This is a genomic window from Dietzia sp. DQ12-76 (assembly GCF_014145045.1).
In the GTDB taxonomy this organism is placed as follows: domain Bacteria; phylum Actinomycetota; class Actinomycetes; order Mycobacteriales; family Mycobacteriaceae; genus Dietzia.
In genome coordinates this window covers 1-6260 of the sequence record NZ_JAALDV010000226.1, presented here as the reverse complement: position 1 = coordinate 6260, position 6260 = coordinate 1, and the positions used below count along the sequence as shown (strand labels likewise).

Below are 6260 nucleotides of genomic sequence, written 5' to 3'. Positions count from 1 at the left end.
GGTGGCGCTCGAGGGCGCCGACCCGTCGGGCGCGTCCGGTCGCGACGTCGACACCCCCGAGGACGTCCTGGCGTTGGCCGGGCGGTCGGTGGGCGAGGCCACCGCCGCCGTGATCGGGACCCCCTCCGAATGTCAACGTCCTCACGCCGCGGGTGTATCGGCAACAATGGTCCGGTGACCGCAGACGATCCCGTGCTCGAGCAACTCCCCCGACCCCGTGACCGCTACCTCAACCGAGAACTCAGCTGGCTCGATTTCAATGCCCGGGTGTTGGCCCTGGCGGGCGAGAAGGATCTGCCGCTACTCGAGAGGGCCAAGTTCCTCGCGATCTTCGCGTCGAATCTGGACGAGTTCTACATGGTGCGGGTGGCCGGCCTCAAGCGCCGCGACAAGACGGGGCTGTCGGTCAGGTCCGCCGACGGACAGACCCCGGCCGAGCAGCTCGGCCGCATCAGCGTCCGCACGCGGGAACTCTGCAACGAGCAGACCCGGTTGTTCCACGACGAGATCCGGCCGGAGCTCGAGGACCACGGAATCCGCATCCTGGCCTGGGGCGAGTTGACCTCCGACGAGCAGTTCTCGCTCGCGGAGCTGTTCCGGAACTCGATCTTCCCTGTGCTCACCCCCCTCGCCGTGGACCCCGCGCACCCCTTCCCCTACATCTCCGGGCTCAGCCTCAACCTGGCGGTGATCATCCGCGACATCGGTTCGGGTCAGGAGCACTTCGCCCGGGTCAAGATCCCCCACAACGTGCCCCGGTTCGTCAGGGTCGACCGGGGTGTCGAGGACGAGTACTCGTTCGTCCCGGCGGAGGAGATCATCGCCGCGCACCTCGGCGATCTGTTCCAGGGGATGGAGGTGGTGGAACACCACGTCTTCCGTGTGACCCGCAACGCGGACATGGAGGTCGAGGAGGATCGTGACGAGGACCTGCTGCAGGCGCTCGAGCGCGAGCTCGCCCGCCGACGCTTCGGATCCGCCGTGCGTCTGGAGATCGCGGAGGACATGACCTCCCGGATGCTCCGGATCCTGCAGCACGAACTCGATGTGGACTCGGAGGACGTGATCCGGTTCTCGGGCCTGCTCGACCTGACGGGGCTGTGGCAGCTCCACGGCCTCGATCTGCCCGACCTCAAGGACCCGGCGATGGTCCCCGCGACTCCCCCGGCGTTCGGCGAGCGTGAGACCGCCCGGAACATCTTCGCCTCCCTCCAGGAGGGAGATGTCCTGGTCGAGCACCCCTACGACTCGTTCGCCACCACGGTCCAGCGGTTCATCGAGCAGGCCGCGGCGGACGACAACGTGCTGGCGATCAAGCAGACCCTCTACCGGACCTCCGGCGACTCCCCCATCGTCAACGCGCTCGTGGACGCGGCGGCGGCCGGCAAGCAGGTGGTGGCGCTGGTCGAGATCAAGGCCCGGTTCGACGAGCAGAACAACATCCGCTGGGCACGCGAGCTCGAACAGGCCGGGGTCCACGTGGTCTACGGGCTTTTGGGACTCAAGACGCACTGCAAGACCTGCCTCGTGGTGCGCAAAGAGGGCGACCGGCTCCAGCGTTACGCCCACATCGGTACCGGGAACTACAACCCCAAGACGGCGCGGTTGTACGAGGACGTCGGGCTGTTCACCGCGGACGAGGACGTCGTGTCGGACCTGACGGACCTGTTCAACCACCTCACCGGGTTCTCCAACGTGTCCAAGTACCGGCGGCTGCTCGTCGCGCCCGAGGGCATCCGTTCGGGGATCATCGAGAGGATCGACCGGGAGATCGGCTTCGCCGCCGAAGGACGAGAGGCGGGCATCCGGCTCAAGGCCAACGCACTGGTCGACGAACAGATCATCGACGCCCTCTACCGTGCCTCACAGGCGGGCGTGCAGGTGGACATCGTGGTCCGCGGGATCTGCGCTCTGCGCGCCGGCGTTCCCGGGCTCAGCGAGAACATCCACGTCCGATCGATCCTCGGCCGCTTCCTCGAGCACTCGCGGATCCTGAACTTCCGAGGGGCCGACGAGGTGCTCATCGGCAGCGCCGACATGATGCACCGGAACCTCGACCGCCGCGTCGAGGTGATGACCACCGTCACCGACCCCCGGCTCAAGGTGCAGATCCACCGCATCCTCGATTCCGCGTTGGACCCGGCCACCCGCAGCTTCCACCTGCGGCCCGACGCCACCTGGGCACGGATGCCCGACCCCGGGGACCGGTCCGACTCGGTCGACCACCAGGAGCGCATGGCCTCCGTGCACGCGGGGTTCCGGGACCGATGAGCAGGAAGTCGACCAGTGGCGACCGCGTCAGGGTCGTCCCCGCTGCGGGAGCGGTCCTCTACCGCATGGAGAACGGGGAGGCCCGCTGCGCCGTGGTCCACCGTCCCCGGTACGACGACTGGTCGCTGCCCAAGGGGAAGGTCGATCCCGGCGAATCGCTGCCGGTGACGGCGGTGCGGGAGATCGAGGAGGAGACGGGCCACACCGCCGTCCTCGAATCGAGGATCGGGACCACCGCGTACCCCCTCAAGGAGAACACCAGAAAGGAGGTCACCTACTGGTCCGCTCGGGCGACCGGGGGTGACTTCGAGCCGAATTCCGAGGTCGACGAGATCAGGTGGCTTCCGGTGGAGGAGGCCAGGGATGTGGTCTCGTACGGCCTGGACCGGAAGATCCTCGGCCGCTTCTCCGCGGCCCGGCCGGTGGACTCGGTGCTCCTGCTGGTCCGACACGCCAAGGCGGGGAGCCGCTCCGAGTGGAGTGGGGACGACTCCGCGCGTCCACTCGACAAGACCGGACGGACCCAGGCCGAGCTCCTGGCACCGATGCTCAGAGCGTTCGGTGTCCGTAGGCTGTACAGCGCTCCGCGGGTGCGCTGCGAGCAGACGGTGGGCCCCCTCGCCGACGAGCTGCGGGTCGGGGTACGCCTCGAGCCGGCTCTGAGCGACGAGGCCTACCTCGACGACCCCGTCGCCGCCCGCACCAGACTGATCGAGATCGCCGACGGCGACGGTGTCGCGGCGGTGAGCTCGCAGGGGACGGCCATACCCGGGCTGATCGGGGACCTGTCCCGGCTGGCCGGGCTCGACGTGCCCGACACCTCCACCAAGAAGTCCGGGACATGGGGGCTGGGGTTCGCGGACGGGAGGCTGACGTTCGCCGACTACTACCCGAGCCCGCTCCCCGCGAGGTGAGGCGGCCGCTCAGCCGACCTTGTCGCGGTGGTTCACGCCGTTCTTACCGACTCCGCCGAAGGACTGGTGCGAGCTCGTGCGCTTAGCCGCGAGGCGGCCCTCGGGGAGCGTCTCGGAGCCCTGCACGACGGACTTGAAGTACTGGCCGGGACGGAACGCCGGCGAGTAGGTGGGCGGCACCGGGATGGACTCCCCGGTGTGCGGGTTGCGCGCGACCCTGGCCGCACGTGCGCGCTTCTCGAAGATGCCGAATCCCATGATGGTGATCGACTCACCCGCCGCCACCGCCCGCACGATGATGTCGAGAGTGTTCTCCAACGCCTCTGTGGCGAGCTGGTGGTCTCCGTCCATCCGTTCCGCCAGCTCGGCGATCAGATCGGCCTTGTTCACGGGTGTCCCCCTAGAGATGAGTACGCCGACGCGGCAGAGAACCGCGCCACATGAAGATAAGCATACTCACACGTTGCCGTCTCGGGGGTCATTCCGGACGAGCCTCCGTGATCCGCCGGTCACCCCCGGCCGGGCACGGTGGTGACCGGCTTGAACGACGGTCGACGCGTCTCGAACTCGGCGATCGCCTCCGCTTTCCGTAGCGTGAGACCGATGTCGTCCAGCCCCTCCATGAGACGCCACCGGGTGTAGTCGTCGATCTCGAACGGGACGGTGACCTCACCCGCGGTCACGGTCCTGGACCCGAGGTCGACGGTCAGCTCGATGCCAGGACGCTCGTCCATTATCTTCCACAACAGATCGACGTTCTGCTGCTCGACCTGCGCTGCCACCAGACCGGACTTGCCCGAGTTTCCCCGGAATATGTCGGCGAACCGCGAGGAGATGACCACGCGGAAACCGAAGTCCTTCAGTGCCCACACCGCGTGCTCGCGGGATGAACCGGTGCCGAAGTCCGGGCCCGCGACGAGCACGGAGGCCCGGTCGTACGGGGCGCGGTTGAGAACGAAGTCGGGTTCGTTCGCCCGCCAGGACGAGAAGAGTCCGTCCTCGAACCCGGTGCGTGTGACGCGCTTGAGGTACTCGGCGGGGATGATCTGGTCGGTGTCCACGTTGGACCGGTGCAGCGGGGCCCCGATGCCGGTGTGGGTGATGATCGGCTCCATGTGGATCAGGCCCCCTTCGCGGGCTCGAGATCTGCGGGCGAGGCCAGCCGCCCGACGACGGCGGTGGCCGCGGCGACCGCCGGGCTGACGAGATGGGTCCGGGCGCCCTTGCCCTGGCGACCCTCGAAGTTGCGGTTGGAGGTCGAGGCGCAGCGCTGACCCGGCTCCAGCGAGTCCGGGTTCATCCCGAGACACATCGAGCAGCCCGGTTGACGCCATTCGGCGCCGAACGCGGTGAACACCTCGTCCAGGCCCTCCCGCTCGGCCAACTGACGCACCTGCATCGATCCCGGGACGACCAGCATCCGCACGCCGTCGGCGACCTCGCGGCCCTCGATGATCTCCGCCACCGCCCTCAGGTCCTCGATGCGTCCGTTGGTGCAGGACCCCACGAAGACCACGTCCACGGGGATCTCACGCAGAGGGGTCCCGGCCTGTAGATCCATGTACTCGAGCGCGCCCTCGGCGGCGATGCGGTCGCTCTCGTCCCCGAAGGACTCCGGATGCGGGACGGAGGACCCGAGGGGCGCTCCCTGACCGGGGTTGGTCCCCCAGGTGACGAACGGGGTGAGGGCCGAGCCGTCGATCACCACCTCGGTGTCGAACACCGCGTCGTCGTCGGTCCTCAGACCGTTCCAGTACTCGACCGCGGCGTCCCACTCCTCGCCCACCGGAGCGTGTGGACGCCCCTTCAGATAGTCGTAGGTGGTCTGGTCCGGGGCGATCATCCCGGCCCTGGCGCCGGCTTCGATGCTCATGTTGCAGATGGTCATCCGCGCCTCCATCGAGAGCTTCTCGATGGCCTCTCCGCGGTACTCGATGATGTGCCCCTGTCCACCGCCGGTCCCGATCTGGGCGATCACCGCGAGGATGAGGTCCTTGGCCGAGACCCCCGGCTGCAGCTCGCCGGTGACGGTGACGGCCATGGTCCGGAACGGCCGCAGCGACAGCGTCTGGGTGGCCATGACGTGCTCGACCTCGGACGTACCGATACCCATCGCGATGGAGCCGAAGGCACCGTGCGTGGAGGTGTGGGAGTCGCCGCACACGACCGTCATGCCGGGTTGGGTCAGCCCGAGCTGGGGTCCGATGATGTGGACGATGCCCTGACCCGGGTCACCCATCGGGTACGCCCGGACGCCGAACTCCTCACAGTTGGTGCGCAGCGTCTCGATCTGGGTGCGCGAGACGCGGTCGGCGATGAGGTCGACGGCGCCACCGATGATGTCGGTCGGGACGTTGTGGTCCTCGGTCGCGAGGGTGAGATCCGGACGACGCAGACCGCGGCCCGCCAGCCGCAGTCCGTCGAAGGCCTGGGGGCTGGTGACCTCGTGGATCAGGTGGAGATCGATGTAGATGAGGTCCGGTTGTCGGGCTTCACCCTCCCCCTCGCCCCGGACCACCACGTGGTCGTCCCACACCTTCTCCGCCAGGGTTCGGCCCCGGGCGCCTCCGGACGGTGTCACACTCATCACGCCTCCAGTACCCGCCCCGGGTGACGAACCGATGGATTCTCACCATGTAGGACGCTATAGTCGAACTGTGAGACAGTATAGCGGGATCGGAGTCCTCGACAAAGCCATGACGGTGCTCCACGCGGTGGCCGAGCAACCGTGTGTCCTCGCCGACCTCTGCGAGCGCACCGGGCTCCCCCGGGCCACCGCCCACCGGCTCGCGGTGGGCCTCGAGATCCACCAGCTCCTGTCCCGGAACGACGCCGGGGTGTGGAGCCTCGGTCCCGGGCTGGCGAAACTCGCCTCCCACGCCGCGGACTCCCTGGCGGAAGCGGCGTCCAGCGTCCTGCCGCGCCTGCGCGAGGCGACGGAGGAGAGCGTCCAGGTGTATCGCCGCGACGGCGACCGGAGGATCTGCGTCGCCTCGGCCGAGCCCCCCACCGGCCTGCGGGACACCGTCCCCGTGGGGGCCGTGCTGCCCATGAGCAGGGGGTCGGGAGCGAAGG

Annotated in this window: 6 protein-coding genes; 3 read left to right on the top strand and 3 right to left on the bottom strand. The window is 68.5% G+C overall.

What is annotated here, in order from left to right; translation table 11 throughout:
• Positions 1–129: 129 nt before the first annotated feature.
• The gene (locus G6019_RS08655; protein ID WP_194305574.1) at positions 130–2271 is read left to right on the top strand and encodes an RNA degradosome polyphosphate kinase; all 2142 of its coding nucleotides are present in this window, start codon (positions 130–132) and stop codon (positions 2269–2271) included.
• The gene (locus G6019_RS08650) at positions 2268–3185 is read left to right on the top strand and encodes an NUDIX hydrolase (protein WP_107756673.1); all 918 of its coding nucleotides are present in this window, start codon (positions 2268–2270) and stop codon (positions 3183–3185) included. Before G6019_RS08655 ends, G6019_RS08650 begins: the two co-directional genes overlap by 4 nt.
• Positions 3186–3194: 9 nt before the next feature.
• On the opposite strand, the gene G6019_RS08645 is transcribed toward G6019_RS08650, so the two are convergent.
• The 3 genes from G6019_RS08645 to leuC form a co-directional block, all read right to left on the bottom strand.
• Positions 3195–3575, bottom strand: coding sequence for an HU family DNA-binding protein (locus tag G6019_RS08645; protein ID WP_107756674.1), 381 nt, complete (start codon positions 3573–3575; stop codon positions 3195–3197).
• 119 nt (positions 3576–3694) lie between these two features.
• Positions 3695–4300: a 3-isopropylmalate dehydratase small subunit gene (gene leuD, locus G6019_RS08640; RefSeq protein ID WP_107756675.1), complete on the bottom strand. Its 606-nt coding sequence runs from the start codon at positions 4298–4300 to the stop codon at positions 3695–3697.
• Positions 4301–4305: 5 nt separating this feature from the next.
• A complete protein-coding gene (gene leuC, locus G6019_RS08635; RefSeq protein ID WP_107756676.1) occupies positions 4306–5772 on the bottom strand; it encodes a 3-isopropylmalate dehydratase large subunit in 1467 nt (488 codons plus the stop codon).
• Positions 5773–5842: 70 nt separating this feature from the next.
• Between leuC and G6019_RS08630 the strand changes: the two genes are divergently transcribed.
• Positions 5843–6260 (top strand): IclR family transcriptional regulator (locus tag G6019_RS08630; protein WP_182627422.1); only part of this gene is annotated, 418 nt, incomplete at its 3' end.

What these genes read in the sequence shown, in the direction of transcription:
- G6019_RS08655 (WP_194305574.1), top strand. Translation starts at nt 130, where the DNA reads ATGTCAACGTCCTCACGCCGCGGGTGTATCGGCAACAATGGTCCGGTG.
- G6019_RS08650 (WP_107756673.1), top strand. Translation starts at nt 2,268, where the DNA reads ATGAGCAGGAAGTCGACCAGTGGCGACCGCGTCAGGGTCGTCCCCGCT.
- leuD (WP_107756675.1), bottom strand. Translation starts at nt 4,300, where the DNA reads ATGGAGCCGATCATCACCCACACCGGCATCGGGGCCCCGCTGCACCGG.
- leuC (WP_107756676.1), bottom strand. Translation starts at nt 5,772, where the DNA reads ATGAGTGTGACACCGTCCGGAGGCGCCCGGGGCCGAACCCTGGCGGAG.